At 66.7% G+C, this 26,105-nt stretch carries 25 protein-coding genes; 4 read left to right on the top strand and 21 right to left on the bottom strand.

Features of this window, described 5'->3' with window-relative positions; all coding sequences use genetic code 11:
- Positions 1-45 precede the first annotated feature (45 nt).
- Together E8F12_RS23570 and E8F12_RS23565 are read right to left on the bottom strand one after the other, a co-directional pair.
- Complete coding sequence (locus E8F12_RS23570; protein ID WP_280327595.1) at positions 46-1,236, bottom strand: saccharopine dehydrogenase NADP-binding domain-containing protein; 1,191 nt, start codon at positions 1,234-1,236, stop codon at positions 46-48.
- 126 nt (positions 1,237-1,362) lie between these two features.
- Positions 1,363-2,730: an FAD-dependent oxidoreductase gene (locus tag E8F12_RS23565; protein WP_280327594.1), complete on the bottom strand. Its 1,368-nt coding sequence runs from the start codon at positions 2,728-2,730 to the stop codon at positions 1,363-1,365.
- Between the two features lie 209 nt (positions 2,731-2,939).
- Between E8F12_RS23565 and E8F12_RS23560 the strand changes: the two genes are divergently transcribed.
- Complete coding sequence (locus tag E8F12_RS23560) at positions 2,940-4,232, top strand: MFS transporter (protein WP_280327593.1); 1,293 nt, start codon at positions 2,940-2,942, stop codon at positions 4,230-4,232.
- A gap of 154 nt (positions 4,233-4,386) precedes the next feature.
- Here E8F12_RS23560 and E8F12_RS23555 read toward each other — a convergent pair whose 3' ends face one another.
- The 11 genes from E8F12_RS23555 to E8F12_RS23505 all read right to left on the bottom strand — a co-directional run bounded on the left by E8F12_RS23555 (position 4,387) and on the right by E8F12_RS23505 (position 15,510).
- Positions 4,387-5,553 (bottom strand): helix-turn-helix transcriptional regulator, encoded by a 1,167-nt coding sequence (locus tag E8F12_RS23555; protein WP_280327592.1) that lies wholly within the window; start codon positions 5,551-5,553, stop codon positions 4,387-4,389.
- Positions 5,554-5,578: 25 nt separating this feature from the next.
- The gene (locus E8F12_RS23550) at positions 5,579-6,454 is read right to left on the bottom strand and encodes an SDR family oxidoreductase (RefSeq protein WP_280327591.1); all 876 of its coding nucleotides are present in this window, start codon (positions 6,452-6,454) and stop codon (positions 5,579-5,581) included.
- A gap of 160 nt (positions 6,455-6,614) precedes the next feature.
- Entirely contained in the window at positions 6,615-7,763 is a 1,149-nt protein-coding gene (locus tag E8F12_RS23545) for an acetyl-CoA C-acetyltransferase (protein WP_280327590.1), read from the bottom strand.
- 161 nt (positions 7,764-7,924) lie between these two features.
- On the bottom strand, positions 7,925-8,980 hold the full coding sequence (locus E8F12_RS23540; RefSeq protein ID WP_280327589.1) for an acyl-CoA dehydrogenase family protein: 1,056 nt from the start codon (positions 8,978-8,980) through the stop codon (positions 7,925-7,927).
- Positions 8,981-8,991: 11 nt separating this feature from the next.
- A complete protein-coding gene (locus E8F12_RS23535; RefSeq protein WP_280327587.1) occupies positions 8,992-10,158 on the bottom strand; it encodes an acyl-CoA dehydrogenase in 1,167 nt (388 codons plus the stop codon).
- A gap of 6 nt (positions 10,159-10,164) precedes the next feature.
- Complete coding sequence (locus E8F12_RS23530) at positions 10,165-10,923, bottom strand: enoyl-CoA hydratase family protein (protein ID WP_280327586.1); 759 nt, start codon at positions 10,921-10,923, stop codon at positions 10,165-10,167.
- 27 nt (positions 10,924-10,950) lie between these two features.
- Positions 10,951-12,018, bottom strand: a complete 1,068-nt coding sequence (locus tag E8F12_RS23525) for a nitronate monooxygenase (protein ID WP_280327585.1) — start codon at positions 12,016-12,018, stop codon at positions 10,951-10,953.
- On the bottom strand, positions 12,018-12,884 hold the full coding sequence (locus E8F12_RS23520) for an enoyl-CoA hydratase (protein ID WP_280327583.1): 867 nt from the start codon (positions 12,882-12,884) through the stop codon (positions 12,018-12,020). Before E8F12_RS23520 ends, E8F12_RS23525 begins: the two co-directional genes overlap by 1 nt.
- 15 nt (positions 12,885-12,899) lie before the next feature.
- A complete protein-coding gene (locus E8F12_RS23515) occupies positions 12,900-13,712 on the bottom strand; it encodes a ketoacid CoA transferase (RefSeq protein ID WP_280327581.1) in 813 nt (270 codons plus the stop codon).
- A 10-nt stretch (positions 13,713-13,722) separates the two neighbouring features.
- Entirely contained in the window at positions 13,723-14,604 is an 882-nt protein-coding gene (locus E8F12_RS23510) for a CoA-transferase (protein WP_280327580.1), read from the bottom strand.
- A gap of 12 nt (positions 14,605-14,616) precedes the next feature.
- On the bottom strand, positions 14,617-15,510 hold the full coding sequence (locus tag E8F12_RS23505; protein WP_280327578.1) for a VOC family protein: 894 nt from the start codon (positions 15,508-15,510) through the stop codon (positions 14,617-14,619).
- Between the two features lie 506 nt (positions 15,511-16,016).
- Here E8F12_RS23505 and E8F12_RS23500 point away from each other — a divergent pair.
- From E8F12_RS23500 to E8F12_RS23490, 3 genes are all read left to right on the top strand, one after another.
- The gene (locus tag E8F12_RS23500) at positions 16,017-16,331 is read left to right on the top strand and encodes a hypothetical protein (protein ID WP_280327577.1); all 315 of its coding nucleotides are present in this window, start codon (positions 16,017-16,019) and stop codon (positions 16,329-16,331) included.
- A 323-nt stretch (positions 16,332-16,654) separates the two neighbouring features.
- On the top strand, positions 16,655-16,951 hold the full coding sequence (locus E8F12_RS23495; protein WP_280327576.1) for a hypothetical protein: 297 nt from the start codon (positions 16,655-16,657) through the stop codon (positions 16,949-16,951).
- 296 nt (positions 16,952-17,247) lie between these two features.
- Positions 17,248-17,976 (top strand): transglutaminase-like cysteine peptidase, encoded by a 729-nt coding sequence (locus E8F12_RS23490; RefSeq protein ID WP_280327575.1) that lies wholly within the window; start codon positions 17,248-17,250, stop codon positions 17,974-17,976.
- Here E8F12_RS23490 and E8F12_RS23485 read toward each other — a convergent pair whose 3' ends face one another.
- From E8F12_RS23485 to E8F12_RS23450, 8 genes are all read right to left on the bottom strand, one after another.
- Entirely contained in the window at positions 17,977-19,542 is a 1,566-nt protein-coding gene (locus E8F12_RS23485; protein ID WP_280327574.1) for a FadD3 family acyl-CoA ligase, read from the bottom strand.
- Entirely contained in the window at positions 19,539-20,657 is a 1,119-nt protein-coding gene (locus E8F12_RS23480; RefSeq protein ID WP_280327573.1) for an alkene reductase, read from the bottom strand. The genes E8F12_RS23485 and E8F12_RS23480 overlap by 4 nt, the downstream gene beginning before the upstream one ends.
- Entirely contained in the window at positions 20,657-21,283 is a 627-nt protein-coding gene (locus E8F12_RS23475) for a nuclear transport factor 2 family protein (RefSeq protein WP_280327572.1), read from the bottom strand. Before E8F12_RS23475 ends, E8F12_RS23480 begins: the two co-directional genes overlap by 1 nt.
- A 14-nt stretch (positions 21,284-21,297) precedes the next feature.
- A complete protein-coding gene (locus E8F12_RS23470) occupies positions 21,298-22,062 on the bottom strand; it encodes an SDR family NAD(P)-dependent oxidoreductase (protein ID WP_280327571.1) in 765 nt (254 codons plus the stop codon).
- A gap of 4 nt (positions 22,063-22,066) precedes the next feature.
- Positions 22,067-22,888: an SDR family NAD(P)-dependent oxidoreductase gene (locus tag E8F12_RS23465; protein ID WP_280327570.1), complete on the bottom strand. Its 822-nt coding sequence runs from the start codon at positions 22,886-22,888 to the stop codon at positions 22,067-22,069.
- A gap of 13 nt (positions 22,889-22,901) precedes the next feature.
- Positions 22,902-23,729, bottom strand: coding sequence for an SDR family oxidoreductase (locus E8F12_RS23460; protein ID WP_280327569.1), 828 nt, complete (start codon positions 23,727-23,729; stop codon positions 22,902-22,904).
- Positions 23,730-23,782: 53 nt separating this feature from the next.
- Positions 23,783-24,865, bottom strand: coding sequence for a Rieske 2Fe-2S domain-containing protein (locus tag E8F12_RS23455; protein WP_280327568.1), 1,083 nt, complete (start codon positions 24,863-24,865; stop codon positions 23,783-23,785).
- A 257-nt stretch (positions 24,866-25,122) separates the two neighbouring features.
- Positions 25,123-26,097 carry an acetyltransferase gene (locus E8F12_RS23450; protein ID WP_280327567.1) on the bottom strand — a complete coding sequence of 325 codons (975 nt, stop codon included), beginning with the start codon at positions 26,095-26,097 and terminating at the stop codon, positions 25,123-25,125.
- Between the last annotated feature and the right edge of the window lie 8 nt (positions 26,098-26,105).

The raw sequence follows: 26,105 nt of genomic DNA, 5'->3' as shown, positions 1-26,105 counted from the left end.
ACAGGTCGATGCGGCGCCCCCCTTGCCAGGCGGCGCCGACGATCTTCAGGCGTAGCAATCGCGCTTCAGCACCGTCTCGGTCTCGATCAGGCGGCCGCCGGTCTCCTGGGCGAAGGCGCGCACGTAAGCCTCCGCGTCCAAGCAGACTTCCGGTGCCAGCAGCCCCTTGCCAGTGACGCCACCGGCCAGCCAGGCCTCGATGACCAGGCGGGCGCAAGTCGGCGTCGGGTCGGGGGTGCTGTCCTCGGCCTGTTCGGTGGGCAGGTCCAGGTGGTGCTCCAGCACGCAGCGCACTTCATCGCCGTTGCGCTCGCCCACCACCTCCACGCGGGAAGCGACGGCCCAGGGCTCGTCGGACAGGTCGACGGTGACGCTCTTGCGGCCCACGTCGCTGGACAGGTGATGGGTGAGGAACTTCAGCGGCGAGATGCCGAGCCCCTCGATCACCTCGGAATTGCCCAGCCCCAGGTCGATCAGGGAACGCCAGACCTCGGCACCCGCCTCGGGGAAGAAGGCGATGCGGTTGGTCACCTGCTCCAGCCCCTTGATGAAATGCGGCAGGGTGACGGTTTCGCCATGGCCGATGAAGAAGGACGGATAGGCCTTGAACGGCGCGGCATAGGGCACTTCGAGGCGGCCACCCCAGCCCGGCATCTTGCGGTACTCGCCATCGACGAACTGCACCACCTCGTCGGCGGTGATGTGCATCATGTGGTCGATCACGGCGGGTGACAGCAGGTCTGGCACGAAGGGCACGGCGGTGGCCAGGTGGATTTCGCGCACCTTGTCGAGGCGGTCGGCGAGCATCCTGGCCATCACGTTGGTCAGCCCCGGCGTCGAGCCGCAGCCGATGATCAGCCGGATGCCCGCCTCCAGCGCGCGCTGGTGCCAGGAGGGGTCGAGGAACAGCGTCTCGGCCACATCGTGGTCGTCGTTGATGTCGATGTAGTCGACCCGCGCACGCAGCGCCGCTTCGATCACCGGAACCGCGCTGCGGTAGAACGGCCCGACCGCGTTGAAGACCAGGTCCACGCCGTCGAGCAGCGCGTCCAGCCTCGCCGGATCGCGGATATCGGCGCTGACGGCGCTCGCCCGCGGACCGAGTTCGGCGGCCAGCTTCTCGGCGACGCCGAGGTTGAGGTCGCCGATGAGGCACTCGACCTCGGGGTGACGGGGCAGCAACTGCCGCGCGACGTTCGCGCCGACATTGCCGCAGCCCAGCAGCAAGACTTTCATTCTTCGTTCTCCACTTCTTGTTGTTGTGTGTTGGCGATTCATGACCGCCGCGCCTCGCCATCCCGGGCAGGACCTCCTTGCCCGATGGTCCTTGCCGGGTTCCTGGCGTTACCTGTCGCGCTGTCCTCAGACGAGGTTGAGCCTGTCGGCCAACCTCGCTGCGGGGATCAGCACACGTCGGATCTTGGTTTCGAAGAGGCCGGGGAACTGCACGGCCCTAGGGGTTTCCAGCGGGAGCAGACACTCCTGGAAGCGGTCACCGGCCAGCGCATCGGCCAGGTTGGTGCCCATCATCGGCCCCATGACGTTGCCCCAGGAGCCGAAATTGATCAGGGCCAGCACGCCATGAGCCACCCGGTAGAGCTTCGGGTACGCCGCCTCGTAGTCGGAGGAGGAATTGGCGGTCATGCCGGTCCAGTAGGACTCCAGTTCGATGCGGGCGTCCCCCAGCTGCGGGTAGGTGCGCCGCAGGTAGCGCAGGAAGTAGGCGAAATGGTCTGCCGCCTGCTGTGCGCGCCCCACGCCCGGAATGGTCGCCGTGATGAGGCGGTCGCGTCCGTCGATGATCAGCGGGTAAAGCCCGGCGGGGTACTGCATGAGCGTAACCCGGGCCGGATTGACGATATCCAGCACCGCCCGGGGTAGCGGTCGCGTCGCCATGCCACAGGCCACCAACGGGAACTGGGTACGGGCCAGCTCCGGAAAGAAGGCATTGCCGGCGTGGCCGTTGGTGCAGATCACCACCTGCTGAGCCACCACGCTGCCGGTGGCGGTGCGCACGCGCCAGGACGCCCCGTTTGGCTCGCAGGCCTGGACGCAGGAATTGCCGTGCACTCGGGCGCCCAGGCCGATGGCGGCGGTGATCATGCCGTTGGTGAACAGGTAAGGGTTGACCCGTCCGCCTTCGCGCCAGTGGATTCCGTGGCTGTAGGCATCGGTCCCCAGCAGCTCCCTCAGTTGCTCAGCGCCCACCAGGTCCAGGTCGTAACCGAAGGTTTTCCAGCGCTTCACCTTGTCTTCGAGGGCGACATGCCTGCGGCAAGCCGCATCCACCATGCCGGACCGGACCGCATCGGCCTCCAGCCCATGCTTGCGGCAGAGGTCGAAGACGATGTCGCGGTGCTCGATGAAGTACTCGGTAAAACGCCGTCCCTGATCGGCATGAGCACGCAACGGGGCGAACGACGCCAGGTAGGGCTGCACATGCCCGGCATTGCGTCCGGACGCGCCACTGCCAGGCTGATCGGCCTCCAGCACCACGACGCGCACACCATTTTCGGCCAAGCGCAGGGCCAGGGAGGCCCCGGCCAGCCCGGCACCGACAACGACCACATCCACCGCGATGTCCTGGTCCAGTGCCGGGTAGGCCGGGGCTTGCTGTGACAGCGGCCAACCGCTGAAGCGAATGGGCACCACACCCGACTCATAGGCGTCCGCAACCGGAAAGACTGGAACCTGCCCCGCCACTGCACGCCGATATTCACTCCAACTCACTACCGCCTCCTCGAATTCACTCCAGAACCCTCACTACGGACTGATCGAGGCCAGACGGGACCTGCCCGCCACTACCTGCCACAGCGGTTTCGATCCTATTGAGGTGTCGAATCGCCCCTCCAGTACCAACTGGTACTGATGGCGCAGACAGGTCGCTGGGTAGACTCCGGGCCACGCATTCCAGCCCATCACCCGCGGAGAAAAGCAGCATGGCGCGTTGGCAACAGACGGCAGTGACGCTGGACGGCACAGCGGCGCCGGAAGACATCCCCAGCACCTGGGCAGTGGCGCCGGCCCTGCCCGACCAGCGCCAGGGATGGGGCCTGGTCCTGGGGCTGGCGATAGTGCTATGCGTCCTCTTCGGCACCACGCTGAACGCCCTCAGCCTGTTCACCCTGCCGATCACCACGGACCTGCATTGCACCAGCGCACAGGCCGCACGCCTCGCCACTGCATTCATCTTCTGCATGACCCTGGCCATGCCCCTGGCCGGCTGGCTGCTGGACCGCATCGCCCCGCGCCCGGTGATGGCCACGGGCGCTGCCCTGGCGGCCCTGGGCTACCTGCTCGCCGCCCTCAGCCCCGACATCCACTGGCTCACTCTGGCCCTGGCGCTGGCCGGTGCCGGCGTCGGCGCCTCCACCTACGTCCCCGCCATCGCCCTGGCCACGCGCTGGATCGCCCCGGAGCGACAGGGCCTGGCCTTCGGCGTCCTCCTCGCCGGGGCGTCCCTGGGCGCCGTGATCTTCCCCATGACACTCGAGGCACTCATCGCCGCTCTCGGCTGGCGCAGCGTCATGCAGGCCATCGCCTGCCTGATCCTGCTGATCTGCGTGCCGCTGCTGCTGTGGCTGGCACGCTTGCCCGCAGCCGTCTCGACCGCAGACCACAGCGCAATGGCCCCAGCCTCCGGCCATGACGTCGGCCAAGCCCTGCGTATGCCCCGTTACTGGATATGGATTGCCATGCAACTGCTCCTGACCCTGAGCAGCCTCGGCATCTACATTGCGCTGGTTCCCTACCTGGTCCATGCCGGCTTTCCGACCCAAATTGCAGCCGCCTTCTATGCCGGCATCGGTGCTGCGGCGCTGGTGGGGAATTTCGTCTTCGGCGCCGTGAGCCATCGCTGGGGCGCCCGCAACATCCTGCTGCTGGGCAATGCCGTCGGCACCCTCGGCATCCTCTGCCTCCTGCTGGCCCGGGACCCGGCGCTTGGCCTGGCCGCCGTCGCGGTGTTCGCCCTGAGCTGGGGCGCCACCTTCAATCTGGTCAACCAACTCTCGCCGTTGCTGCTGGTGCAGAACATGGGACCGCGCCACTTCGGCAGCCTGCTCGGCATCGGCAACCTGGTCGCAGGACTCGGCTCCGCCTTCGGCCCGGAAGCCGTTGGCTACCTGGTGGACAGCACCCATTCCTACACCCCGGCCCTGCTGCTGTGTGCGGGCCTGGCAGCCGTGGCGACGCTGCCGATCACCCTGCAGCATCGGAGTAGCCGAGCGTAGGGTGGATCACGCTTCATCGATCCACCAAAGTGCTCGGCCCGAGCCCCAATGGTGGACAGGAAAAGTGCTGTCCACCCTACGAAAGGCCTGCCCCTTCCGCCAGGACAGGACCGTAGGGTGCGCTGCGCGCACCGATTCCAGGATCGGCTTCATCTCAACGCAACAAGGCGAAGCTCTTGCAGAGAATCCGCACCAGGTCGGTCTGTCCCTTGATGCCGAGCTTGGCGTAGATATTCTTCGAGTAATTGCGCGCGGCAGTCACCGCGATGCCCATCTGCCCGGCGGCTTCGCTGATGGACTGGCCGCACGCCAGCAGCGCCGCCAGTCTGGCTTCCTGACGGGTCAGGCCCAGCAACTGGGCGATCAGCTCCGCCGGAGAGCCGCCCGGGACCTGGTGCATGGCCAGGCTCTCGGTGAGCTCGGTGAGATAGATGATCACGCTCGGCACGTGGCGGCCCTGGTAGTAATCCAGCAAAGGCGCGGGGGCGGCCAACATGCCCAGCAGCACGCCGCCCTGGACGTGCAGGCGCACCAGCTCACCACGGTGGTGCCCGCCCTGCCCCGCCCTGGCCGCGATGGCGTTGGCAATCGCCCGGTCGAGGGCGCGCTGGACCGAGCGGTCCTGGAGCTGTACGCGCCCGTTGTTCAGTTCGATGCCCTGGTGCTTGTCGACGATGGCCCTCGCGGCACGGTTCACGCAGAGCAACCGGGCATCCCCATCGAGCAGCACGCAGCCCAGGACCAGATGGTCCAGGCAGCTTTCATAGATGGACCTTTCCGCCTCCTGACGCTGGATACGCGCGTAGAGGCCGAGAGCACGGGTGAGGTGAGGCAGCAGACCCCTGATCAGCTCCAGGTCGCCGGCCGAAAAGGGCTGGGCCGGCACCTGCCGCCCCCGGACCACGTCGACCCAGCAACGCATGCCGCCGGGCTCGGCGAAGCAGGTCCGCAGACAGCTGGCGACATTGATGGACGTCATGTAGGCGGCGCAGTCCGGCTCCACGTCGTCAGGGCCGAACACGATGACATCACCCGGCAGCACCGACTCAGGGTCCATCAGCTCGATATGGGAAAAGCGCTCGCGGTGGATCTGTTCCGCCAGGAGCCAGTCCGTCTCGTCATCCTGTTCGAGGGACATCACCTGGAGATCGGAGGGGCGGTCATCGGAGTGAAGCAGGGTGACCGTGACATTGCGCGCCACCAGCAGATGCCGCAGGCGCTCGGCCAGACCGAGCCAGGGGGTGGCTTCGTTCAGGCCTTCGTAAACCAGCCCGATCAGCTCGGGCAATACCGTGATGCTGGCGCCCGGTGATTGCGTCACCGAGCGCCTCAGGGCAGCGACCGGCTCAGCTGCCATACACCTTTTGCGCCGGCACGGCTTCGGCCAGCAGGCGTTCCACCACCTCGCCCAGTTCGCCAGGCACGTAGCGCGCGCCGTTATCGAACTCGGGACCACGGCGCCAGCCATCGGCAATGGAGAGCTTGCCGCCCTCCACCTCGAACATGCGCCCGGTGACGCCCTGGGAGGCTTCGGAGCCGAGCCAGACCACCAGCGGCGCGACGTTTTCCGGGGCGAAGTAATCGAAGCCGTCTTCCGGCTTCTTCATCACATCGGCGAACACCTGCTCGGTCATGCCGGTGCGCGCGGCGGGCGCCAGGGCGTTGGCGGTGATGCCGTAGCGCGCCAGCTCGGCGGCCTGCACCAGGGTCAGCGAGGCGATACCGCCCTTGGCGGCGGCGTAGTTGGACTGACCGATGGAGCCCTGCAGGCCGGCGCCGGAGCTGGTGTTGATGATCCGCGCCTGGACCGCGATGCCGCCCTTGGCCTGCTCGCGCCAGTACTTCACCGCATGGCTGGCCAGGCAGAAGTGGCCCTTGAGGTGCACGGCCATCACCGCGTCCCAGTCGGCTTCGGTGAGGCTGGCGAACATGCGGTCGCGGCAGATGCCGGCGTTATTCACCAGCACGTGCAAGTCGCCGAAGGCCTCCAGGGTCTGGCGCACGATCTCGCCGGCGGCGACGTAGTCGGTGATATCGCCGTTGTTGGCGACGGCCTGGCCGCCTTCGGCGCGGATCTGCGCGACCACCGCCTCGGCGGCCTGCAGGTTGATGTCGTTGACCACCACCTTGGCGCCCTCGGCGGCGAAGGCCAGGGCATAGGCCCGGCCCAGCCCGCCGCCGGCGCCGGTGATGATGACTGTGCGGTCTTTGCAGATTGGCATGGGGATTCTCCGGTGAGTCTGAGTGGGGTTGGCTGCCCTCTCCCCCGGCCCCTCTCCCTGAAGGGAGAGGGGAGACCAGCAGCCCGTGCCGGACTCAACCACTGCACGGACAGCCCCCTCTCCCGCTTGCGGGAGAGGGTTGGGGAGAGGGCCAGCGGAGTCAAAGACGCTCGATAATGGTCACGTTGGCCTGCCCGCCGCCTTCGCACATGGTCTGCAGGCCGTAGCGCCCACCGCTGCGTTCCAGCTCGTGCAGCAGGGTGCACATCAGCCGCGTGCCGGTGGCGCCCAGGGGATGGCCGAGGGCGATGGCGCCGCCGTTGACGTTGGTGCGCTCATGGGGGTAGCCAGTTTCCTTCAGCCAGGCCATGGCCACCGAGGCGAAGGCTTCGTTGATCTCCACACGGTCTATGTCAGCCAGCTTCATGCCGGCGCGCTTGAGCGCGTATTCGGTGGCCGGGATCGGCGCAGTGAGCATCCACACCGGGTCGTCGGCGCGCACGCTGATGTGGTGGATGCGCGCGCGCGGCGTCAGGTTGTAGCGCTTGAGCGCCGCCTCGGAGACCACCAGCATCGCGCTGGCGCCGTCGCAGGTCTGGCTTGAGACGGCGGCGGTGACGCGGTCGCAGCCGAACAGGGTTTCCAGCTCGGCCATCTTGGCCAGACTGGTCTGGCGCGGGGTCTCGTCATGCTCGACGCCGGCCAGAGGCACGATTTCGCGGGTAAAACGTCCTTCCGAGAGGGCGCACAGGGCACGGCGATGGGACTCCAGGGCGTAGGCCTCCAGCGCCTGGCGGGACAGGCCCCACTTCTCGGCGATCATCTGCGCGGAGCGGAACTGGGTCGGCGGCACCTTGCCGTAGCGCTTCACCCAGCCTTCCGAACCGGAGAACGGATCGGTGAAGCCCAGGGGCTCGGCAGCGGTCATGGCCGAGGAGATCGGTATTTGCGTCATGGTCTGCACGCCGCCGGCGATCACCACGTCCTGGGTACCGCTCATCACCGCCTGGGCGGCGAAGTGCACGGCCTGCTGGGACGAACCGCATTGGCGGTCGATGGTGGTGCCGGGCACGGCCTGGTCGAGGCCGGCGGCCAGCCAGCAGGTGCGGGCGATGTCGCCAGCCAGCGGGCCGATGGTGTCGACGCAGCCGAAGATCACGTCGTCGTAATCGGCGTCGGGAATGCCGTTGCGCGCTACCAGCTCGCGCAGCACATGGGCGCCGAGGTCGGCGGCGTGGATCTGGCTCAGGCCGCCCTTGCGCCGGCCGGTGGGGGTGCGCAGGGCGTCGACTATGTAGGCTTCGGGCATGGGATGGTCTCGGTGTAAGGGGTTAAGTTGGGTTGCCCTCTCCCCAACCCTCTCCCGCAAGCGGGAGAGGGGGCGGTCCGTGCAGCGGTCGAACTCGGCACGGGCTTCTTGTCTCCCCTCTCCTCTTCAGGGAGAGGGCGCGGGGGAGAGGGCGCTGTCGATTAGAAGGTGTTTCCCGCCCCCGGCTGGATACCGCCGCCAAACAGCGCCTCGCGTACCCGCGCCTTGTGCCAGCCACGGTCGCCCCAGACCTTGTCCAGGGCCCAGGCGCGTTTCATGTAGAGCTGCAGGTCCACTTCCCAGGTGTATCCCATGGCGCCGTGGGTCTGGATGGCGTTCTTGGCCGCCAGTAGGGCCGCCTCGGCGCAGGCGATGCGGGCATGGGAAACCTGGACGTCCTGATCCGGACGACCGTGGGTGACGGCGTAGGCGGCGCGGTAGAGCGGCCCCTTGGCGAACTCGATCCGCACTGCGACGTTAGCCATCAGGTGCTTCACTGCCTGGAAGGAACCCACCGGCTTGCCGAACTGCTTGCGCTCGAAGCTGTAGTCCACCGCCAGGTCCACCATGCGCTTGGCCAGGCCGAGCAGCTGGGCGGCGGTACCCAGGGCGCCACGGTTCTGCGTGGCGGCCCAGAGCGCCCTGCCCTGCTCGCCTTCGGCCACGCGGGTTTCTGCGGTGGGGGTCCAGTCGACCCGGAACAGTTGGCGGCTCGGGTCCACGGATTCGTTGCGGGTCAGGCTTACCTGCTCACGGCGCAGGGCGTGCACCTCGTCGCCGTGGGGCAGGAGCAGCAGGTCGGCCACATGGGCGTCGGCCACCAGCGGATTGCCGGGCTGGCCTACCGCGAGGCGCGCCTTGCCTTCGGCGATGCGGGTCAGCCATTCGCCCTGCAGGTCAAGCTGGTCCGCGCCCAGGGCGCCGAGCAGCGGGACGCCCAGCAGCATGGTATCCACCAAGGGCTCGGGCAGGCCGGCGTAGCCGCTCTCCTGGGCGAGGAGCACAAAGTCCAATTCGTTCATGTCCAGGCCACCGAAGCCTTCCGGCACCGTGGTGGCGGTCAGGCCCAGTTCGGTGAGCTGGCCCCAGAGCTCGTCGCTGCGGCCGGTCTCGTCCTGCCAGAGCTCACGGATGCGCTCCGGGGTCACTTCGTTGGTGAAGAATCCACGCACGTTTTCCTGGAACAGCAGTTGGTCGTCGCTGAAAGTGAAGTCCATGGCGCCCCCTGTCATGCGCGCGGCATACCGAGCATGCGCTCGGCGATGATGTTGCGTTGGATCTCGTTGGTACCGGCGTAGATGGGGCCGGCCTGGGCGAAGAGGAAGCCGTCCAGCCAGTGGCCGACATCCCCCGCGTCCGGTCCTTCCGGCAGCAGTTCGCCGCGCAGGCCGAGGATCGACAGCGCCGTCTCGTGCATGCGCTGGTCCAATTCGGACCAGAAGATCTTGTTGGTGGAGGATTCCGGGCCGATCTTGCCGCCCTTCACCAGCCGCGAAGCGGTCATGTAGGTGTTCAGGGTGTAGGCCTCGGCGTCCAGCCAGGCGCGCATCACCGCTTCGCCGATGGCGGGGTCCTGGTCGGCCTGCTCACGGTTGGCCAGATAGAGCTGCACCAAGCGCCGCGCGGTTTCCTGGAAGCGCGCCGGCGAGCGCAGCATCAGGCCACGTTCGAAGCCGGCGGTGGACATCGCCACGTGCCAGCCCATGCCTTCGCCACCCAGCACGTTCTCCACCGGCACCTTCACGTCATCGAAGAAGATTTCGGCAAAGCCCGGCAGGCCGTTCAGTTGGGGAATGGGGCGCACGGTGACGCCAGGGGTGTTCAGCGGCAGCAGGATGAAGGTCAGGCCGTGGTGGCGGCTGGACTGCGGATCGCTGCGGAACAGGCCGAACAGCCAGTCGGCCCAGACGGCACGGGTGGACCAGGTCTTCTGGCCATTGATCACGTAGTGGTCGCCCTGGCGCTCGGCGCGGCAGCGAATGGCGGCCATGTCCGAACCGGCGTTCGGCTCGGACCAGCCCTGGGCCCAGATTTCCTCGCCCGTGGCCATCTTCGGCAGGAAGCGTTCCTTCTGCTCAGCGGTGCCGAACTCCATCAGGGTCGGGCCGAGGAGGAAGATGCCGTTCTGGTTCACCCGGGCCGGGGCGCCAGCGCGGTAGTACTCCTCTTCGAAGATCAGCCACTCGATCAGGTCGCAGCCACGCCCGCCCAGCTCTTTCGGCCAGGTGACCATGCCCCAGCGACCTTCGTTGAGTTTGGCTTCCCAGGCGCGGTGCTGGGCGAAGCCTTCTTCGCAGTCGAAGGACTTCAGGGGTTCGGCCGGCACGTTGGCCGCCAGCCAGCTGCGGACTTCCTCGCGGAAGGCCTGTTGTTCAGGTGTGTAGTTGAGTTCCATGGCGGTTCAGCCCTTGAAGGTGGCGGCGCGCTTGTCGACGAAGGCATCGCGGGCTTCCTGGGAATCCAGCGAGCGGTATGCCTGCAGGGTGAAGCCCTGCTCCCAGCGGTATTTGTCTTCGAGGTTGCCGTCCTCGATGCCGGTGAGCGCCTCCTTGGCCAGTGCGATCATGGCCGGGCTCTTGGCGGCGATGGTGCGGGCGATCGAGAGGGCCGCCTCGCGCAGCTCCTCGCGCTTGACCACGCGCTCCACGGCCCCCAGGCGATAGGCCTCGGCGGCGTCGATCATCTCGCCGGTGAAGTACATGTGGCGCACCTTCTGCACCGGGAACAGGCGCTGCAGATGAGCACCTCCGCCCATGGCGCCGCGGTCCACCTCGGGCACGCCGAAGCGCGCGCATTCGGAGGCGACCAGGATGTCCGCCGCACCGCAGAGGCCGATGCCGCCGCCGAGGACGAAGCCATGCACGGCGATGATCACCGGCTTGGGATTGCGGTGCACCGCCTTGAAGCTGTCGTAGTTGCCCTTGTTCACCGCGACTATCAGGTTGCCGTCGGCGGCCAGTTCCTTGATGTCCACCCCGGCGCAGAAGCCACGACCCTCGGCGCGGATGACGATGACATGCACCTCGGGCGACTCGCCCAGTCGCGTCAATTCGGCGGCGATGGCTGCCCACCCCTTGCTGTCGAAGGCGTTGACCGGCGGATGGTCGAAGACCATCTCGGCAATGCCGTTGTCTTGCGTTACATGAAATGGATTGCTCATCCGGCTTCCCCTTCGATTATTCGATTCTTAGCCCGCACGGCGGCACAGCTCGGCGAGACGCTGCTCGGCCTGCTGCACGATGGATTCGATGAGTTCGGCGCAGCCCGGCAGGCTGTCGATGCTGGCGGCGACCTGGCCGGCGGGCAGCACGCCTTCGGCCGGGAGGCCTTCGACCATGGCCTTCTGGATCACCATGGGCGCGTTGGCGGCCATCAGCGTCTGGGCGGCGCTCAGGCCGTCGTTGCCGCCCATCTTCAGCGCGCTGCCAAGCAGCTGGGCGATGCTGGCGCCGCTGTGACGGCGGTAGGCCAGGGCACTGCGCAGGGCCAGCAACAGACGCTTGAGGCCGCCGGAGCGCTCGAGGCTGTCCAGCAGTTCGTTGCGGATCATTCGTTGCGGCAGGCCGTCGATGGCGCGGCTGACGATGATGGCGGCCGGGTCGCGGACCTTCAGGTAACGCTCCAGGGTAGCCGGCGGCACCGGGCTGTCGGCGCTCATCAGAAAGCGCGTGCCCATGGCGATGCCTTCGGCACCGAGCGCCAGGGCCGAGACCAGGCCACGCCCGTCCTTGAAGCCACCGGCGGCGATCACCGGCACCTCCACTGCGTCCACCACCTGGCCGAGGAGGATGGCAGTGGGCACCGAACCGGTGTGGCCACCACCCTCCCCGCCCTGCACGGTCACGGCGTCGGCGCCCATTTCCACGGCCTTCACCGCGTGCTTGAGGGCGCCCACCGTGGGGATGCAGACCACGCCGGCATCCTTCAGGCGGGCGATCATCGCCTTGCCCGGCGAGCGGCTGTAGCTCACGGCACGCACCTTGTGCTTCACCACCAGCTCGACGATCTCGCCGGCGTTGGCCTGGTACATGTGGAAGTTGACACCGAAGGGCCGGTCGGTCAGCCGCTTCGTTTCGAGGATGGCCTCCTCCATCTTCCACGGCTCGATGGTGGCGCCGGCGAGGAAGCCGAAGCCGCCGGCATTGCCGGTGGCGGCCACCAGTTTCGGGTCGGCCACCCAGCCCATGGCGGTCTGGATGATCGGGTAGCGGCAGCCGAGCAGTCGGGTCAGGCGGGTATCCAGGGACATCGCCATCACGCCTCCGCCGGCTTGCGTTGCGATTCGGCCATGCCGCGCGCGTCGTAGCCACCCAGCTTGTCGCCGCTGACCAGTTCGTTGTGCGCATGGGCGAAGTGGTGCAGGCCGAACACCATGTCCATGGTGGCGCGCTTGCCCATCAGGTCCTCGGCGTTGTTCACCGCCTGCTTGGTCAGCTGCAGGCCCAGGCGCGGCATCTGCGCGATGCGCCGGGCCATGTCCAGGGTCACGTCCTCCAGCACGTCGCGCGGCACCACCTTGTTGACCATGCCCATCTGCCAGGCGCGCTCGGCGCCCATGCGCTCGCCGAGGAACAGGAATTCCTTGGCGATGCGCGGGTTCAGTTCATGGACATGGGCGAAGTACTCGACGCCGGGAATGCCCATGCGCACCACGGGGTCGGAGAAGAAGGCGTCGTCCGAGGCGATGATCAGGTCGCAGACCCAGGCCAGCATCAGGCCGCCGGCGATGCAGGCGCCCTGCACCATGGCGATGGTCGGCTTGGGCATGTCGCGCCAGCGCCGACACATGCCGAGGTAGACCTCCTGCTCGCGGGCATAGAGGAACTCGCCGCCCGGCTTGTTCACGTGGTCGTACCAGAGGCTGGCGCGATCGAAGCTCTGGTTGACGTCGCGGCCCGGCGTACCGATGTCGTGGCCGGCGGAAAAGTGCTTGCCGGCGCCGCGCAGCACGATGACCTTGACGCTGTCGTCATCGCAGGCCTGGCGGAATGCGGCGTCCAGGGCGTAGGTCATGCGCGAGTTCTGCGCGTTGTGGTACTCGGGGCGATGCATGGTGACCAGGGCCAGCGGGCCCTGCACCTCGTACTGCACCACTTGCTCTTCGGCTGCTTCGTGATTCATCTGCGCGGCTCCGCCTCAGTGGGTCATGGCACGGGCGCGCACGCCCGGCGGGTTGTCCTTGAGCTGGCTGGCACGCATGTTGTGCGGGTCCAGTTGCTGGATGAGGATCAGCTGTTCGAGGGTGGGCGCGGCGGTGGTGGGGATCTCCTCCGGCACGTGCAGCGGGAAACCGGTGGCGTCCTGCACTTCGTCCAGCGTCACGCCGGGGTGCAGGGAGCGGATGCGCATCTGCCGGTCCGGGCCCTGGAAGTCGAGCACGCAGAGGTCGGTGACGATCAGGCGGATGTCGATCTCGTCCAGGGACCAGCCACGGGCCAGGCGCGCGGGGTTGTAGCCGACCGAGGCCACCACATCCACCTCGCCGTCGACGAACACCCGCTTGTTGTGGCTGGACACCAGGAAGGAGTTGGCGTGGCTGATGGAGTTGCCGGGGAAGCCGCGCACGCCGAGCATCTGCGACTTCGGCTTGGCATGGTCGCCGATGCAGGAAATGTTGGCCTGGCCGAAGCGGTCGATCTGCACCGGCCCCACCAGGGCGTGGCGGCGACCGCTCCAGACGTTGTCGAAGATGCGCGAGAAGCCCATCCAGCTGTCGCACTTGGGCTGGTAGCCATTGCGCGGGCCCACCGGCACCGGCTCGGCGACCATGAAGGCCTCGGAGTCGGTCATCATCAGTTCGGCATTGCTGTTGAGCATGGCCAGGGAGGCGGCCAGGCGCTGCAGCACGCCGATGCCGGTGGCGAGTACTTCGCCGTCGCCGACGAAGGCCTCGGAGGCGGCGCAGATCATCAATTCAGCGAGGCTGTAGGGTTGTTTGGTGGCAGTCATCTCAGCGTCCTCAGAAAACCGGGAGCGGCAGTTTGCGAATGGCATCCAGGCCACCGACGCGGGCCAGGTATTCCGCCTCGCCGCAGTTCACATAGCGCTCCATGTAGGTTTGCCAGCCGTCCGGCTCGCCGGCCGAAGCGTTGTAGGCCTTGAAGTGGGCGGTATCGAAGCCGTAGAGCGGCGCGCAGGAAGAGGGGTGGGCACCGCCCGGCAGGTGCACCACCGCCGTGGTGCGGTTGCGCTCCCAGAACACCTTGCGGGCATTCTCGGGGTCGGCATGGAAGAAATCGCTCGGCACCAGCTCGTCGCAGCTGACGTAGGCCTTGTCCGCGGCGCGGACGAAGAGGTCATCCATGTAGTGGTCGGGCCCGGCGATCTGGCACACGCCACGGGAATCGGCACGATCGACGTGGATCAGCGCCGCGTCCAGCTTGAGGGCCGGCATGGCGACCCAGTCGCGGCTGTCGTCGTAGGGCGAGCTGACCAGTTTCAGCTCCGGATTCAGGCGCAGCACATCGGTGCCCAGGCCGACGGCAGTGGGAATGAAAGGCACGCGCATGGCAGCGGCGCGCAGGCCGAGCAGCATCATGCCCTCGTCGATTTCCATCACCTCCACGGCGCCCTCCTGGCGGGCCTTGCGGAAGTAGGGTTCGAGCGGAATGAAGTCCAGCGAGACGAAGGCGTACACCAGCTTGCGGACCTTGCCGGCGGCACAGAGCATGCCGATATCGGCGCCGCCATAGGCGACCACCGTGAGGTCCTTGAGGTCTGAGCGGAGGATCTCGCGCACCAGGGCCATGGGCTTGCGCCGCGGGCCCCAGCCGCCGATACCGATCGTCATGCCATCGCACAGCTGGCCGACCACGTCGGTGGCGTTCATGCGTTTGTCCATGGGTATTGCTCCTTAACGGCGACCGACGCTGAAGTCATGGCCCCAGTGGCTGACCACGGTGCTCTCGAAGGGGGTATGGCGCTCCCAGTCCATGACCTTGCCGCCACAGCCGAACTCCATGTCGAAGCCGCCGGGGGTCTGCATGTAGAAGGAGGTCATCTCGTCGTTGGTGTGGCGACCGAGGGTGGCGGAGAGCTTCACGCCGCTGGCGTGCATGCGGTCCAGGGCGCGGCCGACATCGTCGAGCTCGCGCACTTCCACCATCAGGTGCACGCAGCCGGATGGGACCGGGCACTCGAACAACGCCAGGGAATGGTGGCGGCCGTTGTTGCAGTGGAGGAAATGGATGCGTTTCTCCGGCTCGGCCGGATCGGGGGTGAAACGCACCTTCATCAGGTCCGACAGGCCGAAACCCATCACCTGCTCGTAGAAGGCCAGGCAGCGGTCGAAGCTGGGCGCCGGGATCACCGCATGGCCCATCCCCAGGTCGCTGGTGACGAAGCCGGAAACGCCAGTCGGAGAGATAAAGGGGGCGAAATCCTGCAGCGGGCCCCAGAACAATTCGTGGCGATTGCCATCCGGGTCGGCGAAGTGCGCCACTTCCTGCACCTTGCGCCCGGCGGCGTCGCGGGTACTGCCGCGCTGGACCTCGACGTCGGCGGCTTCAAGCTCGGCGATGGCCTGCTCGAAGGCGGCCTTGCCCGCCACTTCCCAACCGCAGGCGCCGTAGCCGTCACGGTCGGCCCGCTCCACCAGGATGCGGTAGGGGCGTTCGTCCATCTTCAGGTAGAGCCGCTCATCCGACTCGACGCCCACCATCATGCCGAGCACCCCGGTGGCGTAGTCGTGCCAGCCCTTCAGGTCTGTCGCGGCTACGGTGACGTAGCCCAGGCCACGGATATCCATGCGGTTCTCCTCATTGTCGTTATCGCCGCGCATGCCTGGCGCGGGCCCTATGAGGAGGGATTAAATCGACGGGCCCGGTGGCGGGCATCGTCCGTTGAGACTAACGCGAAAGCGCCTGTGGAGAGGGCTTTGGCGCTTGCGGGAGGGGCGCTCAAGGAGAAGGTCACAGCGAATTTCGCGGCGGCCTTGAATCCGCTTCAGTGATTTAATTCAAAAGTCATACCAGATCGCATGAATATTCATTGGAATATGTTTCCAGAGCGCTACTCTGAAACAAGACAGAAACATCCAACTTACACACACTTACAAACCGCAATACAGTCCGTTACATACTCTTAAAACGGGCATAACCATTGGAATAATGCATGCCAGTCAGCTAGTTACGAACTATCAGTTCGTCTTGAAGTTAGCCATTCATCAGACACTTGAAGATAGTGCTAGAAGTGTTTTTCCACTTCCTTAATATCCGGCATCGGGGGTTATTCGGGGGGTTACGAGGAAGACACATGAAATCCGCAATTACCACCACTACCTTGTCTGGCCTGCTGTTTTCTTTTGTCGTGCTGACTTCATTGCAGGCATCCAGTGCATCCCTTCCATCGGCAAACCAGCAGCCGACTCTGATGCTGGCGGAAGGAGGCGGTGATCGCCTCATCCAGTATCGGGAGTGGCAAGCGCAACGCGAGCAGACAACCGATGACGAAAGCGAGCGTTTCGCCCAGTTGGTCGAGGAGAAACCGACCGCCGCCGGCTCAGAGGTCACCCAGGAAGAAACGGGGTCGATCGCCAAGCCAACCCGAAAAGTGGAAGACGCACAGTGATCTGACCTTGTCCGCCCCTCCGGGTGCGCCCCGCACCCGGAGGGGAACAGCACAGCCCATCGCGAATTAATTCGCTCCCACAGGAAATATTCTCCCCATTGACGGATAAATCCGGTGGGAATTCACCCACGGCATCCGGCGCTGGACCGGGCACCGGAAACGGGCAGAAAGTGCGGAAAATCCCATGCCATTCATAGGCTTGCACATGCCCGCCGGTCCTGATTCCTGCCATTTGTCAGGCTTCTCCCCAGGCCTGTAATAAAGCCCCACCATGGACGTCATCCAATTGCAGGGGGATTAGTGGGGAACAAGAGGAAGAAACCATGAAATCGACATTCAACACGACTGCGCTCAGCGGCCTTTTTCTGGCCCTGGTCGTGACAACGGGACCGGCCACGGTCCTTGCGGAGAATGGAAGCGATCGCTTGGACGAGTACCGGATGCGTAATCAGCAACTGATCCAGATGAAGGAGGACTCCAGCCAGGTCATCGTCAGGGCGGTCGAGGACGAACCGACCGCGGCAGGTCTGCAGTACGAAGACGACGACATGCAACCCACCCCGCAGACTCCGCAATACCGGTCGCTGATCCACCAACAACGGATTGAATTCGGGCACTGACCAGGGATAGTCGCTCGTCGGGCACGCCTTGACCTTCGCCTGCCCGACGAGCAGCAGTACTACTCTTTCCGACAATCGGTCCAAACCGACAAGGCCCATTCCAGGGCCTTTCTCCCGCCATGCCCACCGCCCTGCGCTGCCGTGCGTCTCCTGCCGCTTGCGGGGCTATGGGCACTGGCCCTAGGGTGCTCACATCCCGGATCTGGCGGAAGGTTACCTTTATGCCAGTGATTCGCTCAACGGATTGATCCACCGCTCGAACCCGGCCCCGGCCGCTTTCCTGGAGAGTCAACCCGTTGCAGAAGCCTGCCTCCCGCCGCTTCGTCTCATCCCTGTTCTGGCAATTGCTGGCCATCTCGGCCATCGGCGGCAGCCTGCTGCTCGGCCCCGGCGTCGCCAAGGCCGCCTGGAGCCTCGACCCCGTGCTGCGCAAGGCGGAAAAGCGCTACGGCCGCAGCAGCCCGGCCCGTGAACGCCTCCAGGCCTGGCAGGACCTCCTACAAGACAGCGTTCAGCGGCCCGAGCAGGAACAACTGCAAGCGGTCAACCGCGAGATCAACCGCCAGGTGCGCTTCAGCGAAGACAGCGCGCTGTGGAAGCGTCGCGACTACTGGGCCACGCCCGTGGAAACCCTGGCCAAGGGCGCCGGGGACTGCGAGGACTTCGCCCTGGCCAAGTACTTCACCCTGCTGCAGCTCGGCATCCCCCAGGAGAAGCTGCGCATCACCTACGCCAGGGCTCTGGAGCTGAACCAGGCGCACATGGTGGTGACCTACTACGAAACCCAGGACGCCGAGCCCATGGTGCTGGACAACCTGGTGGACGCCATCCTTCCCGCCTCCCAGCGCAAGGACCTTGCCCTGCGCTATGCCTTCGATGCCCGCGGGCTCTATGCGATGAAGGGCGGCGCGTTCAAGCGCGTCGGCGAGGCCGGCGAATTGCCCACTTGGCAGGGGCTGCTGGAACGCATGCGCCGCGAGGGCTTCAGCCTGGCGCAACTGCAAGCCGCACCGGGCAGCGCCTGATCACTGCGCGCGCAGCTCGCCCTTGAGCACCTTGCCCGCGGCGTTGAGCGGTAGCACCGCGACAAACTGCACGCTGCGCGGCACCTTGTAGTTGGCCATCCGCGCGCGGCTCCAGGCGATCAGCTCATCGGCCGCCAGGCTGGCGCCCGGACGCAGTATCACGTAGGCCTTGCCGACTTCCCCCTGTCGCTCATCGGCGATACCCACCACGGCCGCCTGGGCCACCGCGGGATGCTCCATGAGCAGGCGCTCGACCTCCGCCGGGTAGCAGTTGAAACCACCGACGATGAACATGTCCTTCAGCCGGTCGGTGATGCGCAGGTAGCCACGCTCGTCGAGCACGCCGACATCCCCGGTATGCAGCCAGCCCTGCGCATCCACCACCTCCTGGCTGGCCTGGAGGTCATTGAAGTAGCCCTTCATCAGGTTGTAACCGCGGATCAGCACTTCCCCCGGCTCGCCGGCCGGCAGCGGGTTGCCCTTGGCATCCACGCAGCGCACCTCGATACCGTCGAGAGGCCGGCCACAGGTACTGGCAACGGTCAGAGCATCGTCGCCGGGTCGGCAGACGGTCGCCAGGCCGCAGCTCTCGGTCAGGCCGTAAGCCGTCACCACGCTGGCAAAGCCCAGCTCCTCGCTCATGCGCTGGACCAGGACCGGTGGTACCGAGGCCGCTCCGGTGACCGCCACGCGCAGCGAGGACAGGTCGAAATCAGCCCGGCGCGGGTGGTCCAGCATGGCGGAATAGAGTGCTGGCGGCCCCGGCAGGAAACTGACGCGATCCTGCTCGACCCGGCGCAGCACGGCTTCGGCGTCGAAGGTGCGCTGCGGCAGGATCGTCGCGCCGCGGATGAGCGCGGCAAGCCAACCCGCCTTGAAGCCGAAGCTGTGGAAGAACGGGTTGACGATGAGGTAGCGGTCGCCTGCCTGCAGGCCGACGATCTCGCCCCAGTTGTCGAACAGGCGCAGGTTCTGGCCATGGGCACAGAGCACGCCCTTGGGGTAGCCGGTGGTGCCGGAGGTGAACATCAGGTCCGAGAGGCTGTCGCCGTCGAGGCTGGCCATCCGCTGGGACAGCACCTCGTCGGGCACTTGCTCGGCCAGGTCGAGGAAGCCCTGCCAGGTGCATTCGCCGTCGCGGGCCGATTCCAGGACGATGGTCTGCTCGAGGTCATCGAGCGGTTGTCCCGCCAGCAGGTCCGGGTAGTAACTGCCGAGGAACTCGCCAACGCTGAACAGCACGCGCGCACCGCTGCGCCTGAGGATATCCGCCGCCTCGCCGCCCTTCAGGCGTGTACTCAGCGGCACCAGCACCGCCCCGGCCATCAGGCTGCCCAGGGCGGCCACCAACCAGTGATGGCCGTTCGGCGCCCAGATGGCGACGCGCTCGCCCGGCTCGAGTCCAAGGGCCAGCAACGCCCGCCCTGCATTGCTGCTGAGGCGCTCCAGTTCCGCGTAGCTGAGCTTGAGCTCGCCATCATCGATGGCGATCTGCTGTGCATGACGTCGGGCAGACAGCGCCAGGGCGGCAGGGATGGTTTGCGGGTTGGCGAGAGGCAGACTCATGGACGGCATTCCTGCGTGCGGGCAATGTCACCCAGGGCCGGATAGTCGGTGTAACCGCGAGCACCTGGGGTGTAGAGCGTGGAGCGGTCGAACCCGGCGAGCGCGCGCTGCTCGCGCAGGCGCTCCACCAGGTCCGGGTTGGCGATGAAATGACGGGCGAAGGACACCGCTTCGCCCAGGCCGGCAGCGATGGCCTGGGCGGCACCCTGGCCATCGAAGCCGTCGTTGAGTATCAGCGGTCCACGAAAATGGCGACGCACCAGGGCGAAGGCATCGAGCCCCGGCTGTGGCGAGCGGCTGACCTGGACATAAGCCAGGCCGAGCGGGTCCACGGCATCCAGCAGGGCGCCGTAGGTGGCGGCGGGATCGTCGTCCTGCATGTCGTTGTAGGGGTTGCCGGGGATGAGCCGCAGGCCGACCCGGCCGGCACCGATTGCCCCGCTCAATGCCTCGAGGGTTTCCACCACGAAGCGGATGCGTTTGGCCAGCGAGCCGCCATAGCCGTCCTGGCGCTGGTTGCTGCAGGCCAGGAGGAACTGCATCGGCAGGTAGCCGCTGCTGCAATGCAACTCCACGCCGTCGAAGCCCGCCGCGCGGGCATTCAGCGCCGCCTGCCGATAGCCCTCGATGACCCCGGCGATTTCTGTGGTTTCCAGGGCGCGCGGCACCTCCATCGGCACCATGCCGTGGGTGTCACTGAACAGGCTGCCCCGTGCGGCGATGGCCGAAGGCGCGACGGTTTCGGCGTCGGCGGCCTGGTTGTGGCGGCTGGCCACACGGCCCACGTGCATCAATTGCAGGACAGTGCTGGCCGCCCCCTGCTGCCGCACCTGCGCGGTCACCCGGCGCCAGGCATCGACCTGCTGTGGCGTGACGATGCCCGGGGTGCGGCAATAACCCTTGCCATCCGGGCTCGGATAGGTGCCTTCGGCCACGATCAGGCCGGCATCCGCACGCTGGCCGTAGTAGGCCGCGTGCAGATCGCCCGGCGCATCGAAGGCATCGGCACGACTGCGGGTCATCGGCGCCATGACGATACGGTTGGCCAGGCGCAATTCACCCAGTTGCACCGGTTCGAACAGCCTGTCGAGGCTGGTTGGGGCGAGGCTCGACATCAGCGGACCCTCACCCGCGGTGCGGATGAACCGCGCCGCATGCGTTCGAGGAAGGTACCCAGCGGCGCCGGTTCGGCGACTTCCGGCAGCGCATCGCCCGGTTTGTCGCTCCAGAAGGTTTTCCAGCTCGGCCAGAGTTCATGCCAGGAACCGTCGTAGGGTTCGCGGCCCGGCCAGCGCATCTTCTTCTCGCCGATGGGCGGCTTGTTCAGGTCGCTGGCGTAGAGGTAGCACGGCAGGCGCCGGCGGAAGTACCAGCGGCCGTCGATGCGCTGGTAGTCGTCCCAGTAGAGCATCTGCATGATCACCCACTCGGGCCCGGCCTCGTGCTCGTTCTTCGAATAGACCACGCCGCAGGCGTTGTCCGAGTCCTTGAACTCGATGATATGGCCGCCGATATGGTGCGAGGTGGTGCTGAACTGGAGGCGCAGGGTGTCGTCGATCCAGGCCTTCAGGTGGGCGCGGCCGATCTTGTCCTGGCCCACCTTGATGTCTTCGGGGAACAGCCCGACCCAGGCGTCGAGGTCGCGCATGTCCAGGGCCAACGCATACTTGGCCGGCAGCATGCGGATTTCCTCCAGCGACTCCAGGCGGTCCAGCCTGTCCTGCAAGCTCTGCTCGTTCATGGCGATCTCCCTTTTCAGCGCTGCGAGGAAATGTTGCCGCCGTCGACGACGATTTCCGCGGCGTTGATGTAGCTGGCCTCGTCGGACAGCAGGAAGCGCACCACGCGACCGATCTCCTCGGGACGGCCGAGGCGGTCCAGCAGGATGCGCCGCTCGAAATGCCCGGGCCGCGCGGCCACGATCGGCTCCAGCATCGGGGTGAGGATCTGCCCCGGCGAAACCGCGTTGATGCGAATGCCGTCGGCGCCGAGGGCGTCGGCCAGCGAGCGCACCATCGACAACATCCCGCCCTTGGAGGCGCTGTAGGCCGGAATCAGCCCATTGCCCAGGGTGGCGTTGATCGAGGCGATGCCGACCACGGCGGCGCCCCGGTTGGCGCGCAGGTCCGGCAGCATCGCCTGCACCAGCAGCGCCATGGCGCGCAGGTTGACGTTCAGCACCAGGTCCCAGCCGTCCGCCGAGAGCTGCTCCAGGCCGCTCTGGTCGACGACGCCGGCGGCATGCACCAGGGCGCCCGGTGCACCGAACTCGGCGCGAGTCCGGGCCAGGGCCGGGGCAATCGCCGCCGGATCGCGCAGGTCGATGCCCAGCCCGAGGCACGGCACGCCATGCTGTTCGGCAAGCCGCGCGGCCACGGCTTGTGCCTTGTCGGCCTGGAGGTCCCAGAGGGCGACGGGGCGTTTCACCGCCGCCAGCGCCTCGGCGGTGGCCTCGCCGATGCCGGAGGCACCACCGGTCACCAGCACCGGACTGGCGGGAGAGTTCAGCTTGATATCCATGGGCTCAGGCCTCGCTGGGGGTCGATCGGATTTCAGTGGAGGTCGCCGAGGTGTAGTCGCTGGCGCCGACGTTGAGTTCGCAGGTCTTGCCGCCGTCGACCACCAGGCTCTGGCCGGTGATGTAGGAGGACTCGTCCGAGGCCAGGAAGAGGATGGCGTTGGCGACCTCCTCCGGCTCGCCGATGCGCCGCAGCGGTACGGCGCGCGCCGTACCGGCGATCATCTGCTCGCTGCGCATCGCTTCACGGGTGCCTTCGCTCCAGACGATGCCGGGAATCACCACGTTGACCCGGATATTCTCCGGCGCGCCTTCCAGGGCCGCCGCGCGGCTGAAGTTGACCACCCCGGCCTTGGCCGCACCGTAGGCGCTGAGGCCGGGGCTGCCGAGCAGCCCCGCCACCGAGCCCATATTGATGATCGAGCCGCCCTTGCCCTGCATCACGCGCATGGCCGCGCGGGTGCCGAAGAAGGCCACGTCGAGGCTGCCGCGCAGGCTCTTGTGCCACTCCTCGGTGGAGAGCCCCGTCAATGGGCCCCAGGTGTAGTTCACCGCGTTGTTGACCATGATGTCGAAGCGGCCGAAACGCTCCAGGGTCGTGCTGACGGCGCGATCCACCGCCTGCTCGTCGGTGACGTCGGTCTGCACCCAGTCGGCCTCCCCACCCTGCGCGCGGATCTCGGCCACCACGGCCTCCAGCGGCGCCTGGCGGCGTCCGCAGACCATCACCCTGGCGCCCTGGGCAGCGAACAGCCTTGCTGCCGCGGCACCGATCCCGGTTCCCGCGCCGCTGATCAGCGCCACCTTGCCTTGCAGTCGTCCACTCATTTCGAAAGTCCTCTCACAGCATCATCATGCCGCCGGCGGCGGCGAGGGTTTGTCCGGTAAAGGCGCTGGAGTCGTCGCTGGCCAGGAACAGGCAGGTGCGGGCTATCTCTTCCGGCTCCAGCAGCCGGCCCAAGGGGATGGCGCGCTCCAGAGCCTGCTGCCACTCCCAGGAGATCGATTGCATCATCGGCGTGCGGGTCGGCCCCGGGCAGATGGTGTTGACGCGGATGCCGCGCGGACCGAGATCCCGCGCCAGGCATTTGCCCAGGCCGATCACGGCCGCCTTGGACGCGCAGTAGGCAAGCGGCCCTTCGCCGCTGAAGGCGGACAGGCTGGCGATATTGATGATCGAGCCGCGGCTGCCGCTGGCGATCATCAGCCTCACCGCCGCGCGGCTGCAGTAGAAGGTGCCATCCAGGTTGATAGCGACGATCCGCTGCCAGCCGCTATCGGTCAGGTCGACGATCATGTCGGTGAACACGTCGGGCTCCACGCCCGCCGCCAACTGCTCGCTGCGCTTGGCCAGGCGCTGCTGGTACTGGTCGAAGCCATCCCCCGGCACCTGGCCGGCTCCAGCGTTGTTGACCAGCACGTCGAGGCGGCCATAACGCTGTTCCACCTCGGCGAACAGCCTGGCCACCGCCGCGCTATCGGCGATGTCGCAGGCACTGGCCAGGCAATCCTGGCGCGTTTCAAGCTCTGCCACGGTGCGCTGCGCCGCCGCCTCGTCGATATCCACCACCACTACGCTCGCCCCTTCGGCGGCGAACAGCGCAGCCGTGGCGCGCCCCATTCCCGATCCCGCGCCGGTAACCAGCGCGACCTTGCCTTTGAGCCTCATGTCGCTCCCCTTTTCGGTTCTTGTTCTGAAATGCCGTGCAGCTGAAGCCAGCCTCAGATCAGGTGCAGCTCGCTGCGAGCCTGTTCGGGCACCTCGTCGAGCTGTCGCCAGACCCCGCCCTTGCTCTCGAATACCTTCCGGCTCGGCGCGGGCAGATCAGCGACGTTGGTGTAGAACTGCTCGTACCACTCGCGCAGCTGATACACCGGACCATCGCCGTCGCAGAGAATCGGCCTGTCGATGCGGGTCTTGCTGTGCCAGATCTCCACGTCCTGGAAGAAGGACTTGTGCGCCTGCTCGGCATAGGCCTCGGCAATGGCCTGGTTCTCCGCCTCGGAGAGCCCGGGCTGCTTCCTGACCTTGATGGCGTAGCGCAGCTCGAAGCTGTTGTGGTCGATGGGCACATGGCAGTTGAGCAGTAGGGTGTCGACCGTTTGCCCACCGGTCTCGGCGGTCATCCGGGTGATGTGATAGGCCGGCCCGAAATAGGCACTGTCCGCGCGCAGCCCGTTGCCGAGCAGTTCACTGGCCTCGCCCTGGAACATCTGGTAGCCCAAGTGCCCATCGAAGGTGTTGCAGAAGTAACTGGCCGGCGAGCCGTGCACCGGCCCGAAGTGCGCGGCATCAGCGAGGTTGTCCACCAGTTCGCGGCAGTTGGTCTGGATCACCATCTTGCGCATCTTCCACTCGGTCCACTCCGCCGAATAACAGGCCTCGATGCGCGGGATATCGACCGCAGCATCCGGAGCGCTGCCTTCGACGTCGTGCCAGACGTACAGCAGCTGGTTCTTCTCCAGGGCAGGCCAGGTCTTGATCCGCGCCCGCGCCGGGACGCGCTTGCAGTAGGGAATCGACTCGCACTTGCCATCGCTGCCCCACTTCCAGTGGTGGAAGGGGCAGACCACGGTGTCGCCTTCCACGTGCCCACCGGAGAGGTCCGCGCCCATGTGCGGGCAGTAGCCATCGAGGATGTGCATTGCACCGTCCTCGCCGCGAAAGGCGACGAGGCGGGTGCCGAAGATATTCAGCGAGTGGGGTTTGCCGTCGGCGTAATCGGCTACCAGGCCGAGGCAATGCCAGCCGCGAGCGAAGCGCTTTGCCGATGCCAGGCCATGATCGGGAGTCGACCGTTCCATGCTGCTCTCCTGAAAGGTGATGGATGTCGACTCACACTATTGTTCAATGCCGCACCCCGAACATCCCTGCCCGGGACTAGCCCACGCGGGTTAGGTTTCTCGCAGAAGGTGCGCGCCAGAGCCCCGCAGGCCGTAGCCCGGATTTCATCCGGACTACCTGACTAGCTCCTGTAGGTTGGTGCAGAGCGCAGCGAAGCCCAACGCTCCCGGGCAGGTGGTGCCAGGTCCCGTTGGGCTTCGTTTCACTCAGCGCCAACCTACGGGGCGGCGTGTGGATAACTGTCGAGGAGTCGCCTGGCGAAGCTTTCCAGCGCCTCGGCCGGCAGGCGGTTGATGCCGGCGGCGCGCTTACGCCCGCCCCCGGTGGCGAAGCCCCGGCAGAAAGCGTCCGCCTCCAGGCTGGCAGTGGCCGGCACCCGCAGGCTGAAGGTCCAGTCGCCATCAGCCCTGGCGCTGAGCAGGCCGAGTGCGCGCTGCGGATCGCGCGCAGCCAACTGGTTGGCCAGCACACCGCTGACCCGCCGCGCCCAGGGCTCTGCCGGTAGGCGGTAGAGCGATGCGCCTTTCCCCGCGTACCAAGGCTCCAGGCTGGCTGCAGCGGCCATGTCAGCCGCATAGCCTTCGCGCAAGCGGGCAAAGCTGGAGCTATGCCGCACGAAGTCCAGCGGATCGTCATAGGGCAGCAACTCCGCCGCCAACAGCACCGGATCGAAGTGCAGATCGGCCAGGCTGTCCCCGTAAGCGTTGTAGTTCAGCAGCCGGCCCAGCTCTTCGAGCGCGCAGATATCCGCTTCCTCCAGCCCATGACGCGCAGCCAGTGCCCTGGCCGGGCCAGCCATGCCATCGCCGAAGGCCGCCGCCACCGCCCAGCGGTGGAATCGCCCCTCCAGGAAGCGATCCACCAGCAGACTGGTGCAGACATCCGCAGCGGTGTCGATGTAGGACTCGAAGCCGGGATGGTCCGGCAGCTCCCCGGCGAAGTGGTGGTCAAAGTAGCGGACACGGGCGCCCGCGCCGAGAAGCCGCGCCGCATCGGCGCGGTTTTCCTCGTGGGAGACGTCGAGCACCGTCACCCGCTCCCCGGCTCCGGCCTGCACCCGTTGCAGCAAGGCAATGTCACGCTTCACCCCGCTGACCAGGCGCACCGCCGCGTCCAGCTCCCCCGCCAGGCGCAATTGCTGCAGGGCGCAAAGTCCGTCCGCGTCGCCATTGAAGGCGCAGTGATCGAGCATCTTCATCT

Source organism: Pseudomonas sp. BN102 (assembly GCF_029871245.1).
Classification (GTDB): Bacteria; Pseudomonadota; Gammaproteobacteria; order Pseudomonadales; family Pseudomonadaceae; genus Metapseudomonas.
Note: the sequence above shows the minus strand (reverse complement) of the source record. Positions and strands in the feature narration are given on the sequence as shown.